This window comes from Streptomyces sp. PA03-1a, assembly GCF_033792805.1.
Classification (GTDB): domain Bacteria; phylum Actinomycetota; class Actinomycetes; order Streptomycetales; family Streptomycetaceae; genus Actinacidiphila.
This window is the reverse complement of sequence record NZ_JARAVO010000467.1, coordinates 1-1724: the sequence shown is the minus strand read 5'-3', so window position 1 is coordinate 1724 and position 1724 is coordinate 1. Positions and strand designations below refer to the sequence as shown.

The 1724-nt window shown below is 74.5% G+C and carries 2 protein-coding genes; one reads left to right on the top strand and one right to left on the bottom strand.

The window, feature by feature from the left end; translation table 11 throughout:
- The coding region (locus tag PV341_RS44940; protein ID WP_500361018.1) for a carbohydrate binding domain-containing protein at window positions 1-633 on the bottom strand (633 nt) is incomplete at its 3' end.
- Window positions 634-865: 232 nt separating this feature from the next.
- Here PV341_RS44940 and PV341_RS44935 point away from each other — a divergent pair.
- Window positions 866-1724, top strand: an 859-nt coding sequence (locus PV341_RS44935; protein WP_500361017.1) for a hypothetical protein, incomplete at its 3' end; no start/stop codon positions are given.

Here is a 1724-nt window from a genome sequence, read left to right as displayed (position 1 = left end):
CACGGGCGGCCGCGGTGGGGGTGCGGGGGGCGGTTGTGGGCTGGGTGGGGCGTGGTGGGGGGGGTGGGGGGGGGGGTGGGGGTGGGGCGTGGGGGTCGGGGTCGGCGTCCCCGTGCCGGGCGCGCCCAGCAGGCTCACGTCGTCCGCCAGGTACGCGGGCTGCGCGTACCAGCCGTGCAGGTAGACGGTGACCGAGGTGGTGCTCGCGCCCGTGGTGAAGCTGGTGGACAGCTGCTGGTACGAGGACGCGGACGGGGTCCAGACCGAGGCCTCCGTCATCCCGGTGCCGGTGGCGCCGAGGTAGACGTAGCTGCCCTGGACGAACGCGCTCAGCGTGTACGTGGAGTTGGGCCGGACACTGATGGTCTGCGAGCAGCGGGAGTTGTCCGAGGAGGAGGGCGTGCCCTGGAGCGCCTTGGTGCCGCCGTGCACGGGGGAGCCGACGGCCGCGCCGCTGGAGGCGGTGCAGGACCATCCGGACAGGCCGCTCTCGAACCCGCCGTTGGTCACGATGTTGGTGTCGGCGGCGTTCGCGCTGCCGGACGTGGCGACGAGTCCCGCCACCGCGAGGGCGGCGGCGCCGACGGCCGCCGCGGCTCTGAGGGCGGTGCTCCGCGGGCGTGCGTGTTCCACTACTGCCTCCTGGGGGCGAGGAGTTGGGCGGTTACGCGAGTGGCCACTCTTGTGTGGGACGCAGTTTGGTCCAGACCAATGCGGGGGTCAATACCCTTGCCGTCGTGCGTAGACCGTCGTCCCGCGGGTACCACCGACTTCATCAACTGTTCGGCGACTTTCCGCACTGCTCCGGCTACGCAGGGATAAGCTCTCCGGGCAGGGACTGGGCGGGAGTTCCGGGAGGTCGCGGGTGTCGAGCGTCATAGCGGTCACGGCGGACGACCTCGCGCTCCCGCTGGAGCAGCACGTGACGCGCACCGCCGCCGCCCTGGAGGCCCACGGCCACCTCGTCGTGCTCGTCCCGCCGGAGCCCACCGACCCGTTGCGCCGCCGCGTCCACACCGTGCGCGCGACCTTGGAGGCGGACCGGGTGGCGATCGTCCCGGTCGACCTGCCACCGCTGGCCGCCCTGCTCCTGGCCGAGCAACTGCGCCAGCTCGCCGCCACCGACCTCGGGCCCGGTGTGCTCGCCGGGGCCGCCCGGCTGCTGTCGCACTACCTCCACTCCGGCGCCCTGCTCGGTTCGGTGTCCCGGCTCGACCGGGTGGACGTGCCCGTCGGCGCCCACCTGAAGTCCCTGGTGCCCGGGCGCCACTTCGCCGTCCTCGCCCACCCCGAACCGCACCTGTCCGAGGCGCGCCCCGACGCCGTGCCGGCCGGGCCCGCGTTCCTCACCCAGCTCGCCGTCGCGCACGGCCACGGCATCGACGCCGGCTGGGTCACCGGGCCGCTGGCCCGCTCCTGGCGGAGCCAGCACGTGCGGGAGGTGCCGCTGCCGGCGGACTCCGCGCGCTGGTGGGGGACCGGCAGGCTGGTCGAGTTCACCGCCTACATCGCCGACGTCGGCGTGCTCTACCAGCTGGTCACCTCGGTCCGCCGGGACACCTGCGGCTGGTGCGGCCTGGCGGTCATCGGCGATCGCTGCCTGTTCTGCTCGGCCACGGTGGACGGGCAGCAGCGCATCCGGCCCCCGGAGCGGCCGCGCCAGGTCGTGCACTCGGGACCCCGCGCGCCCTCCCTGTCGCCCAGGGCGTCGCCCACCCCCCAGG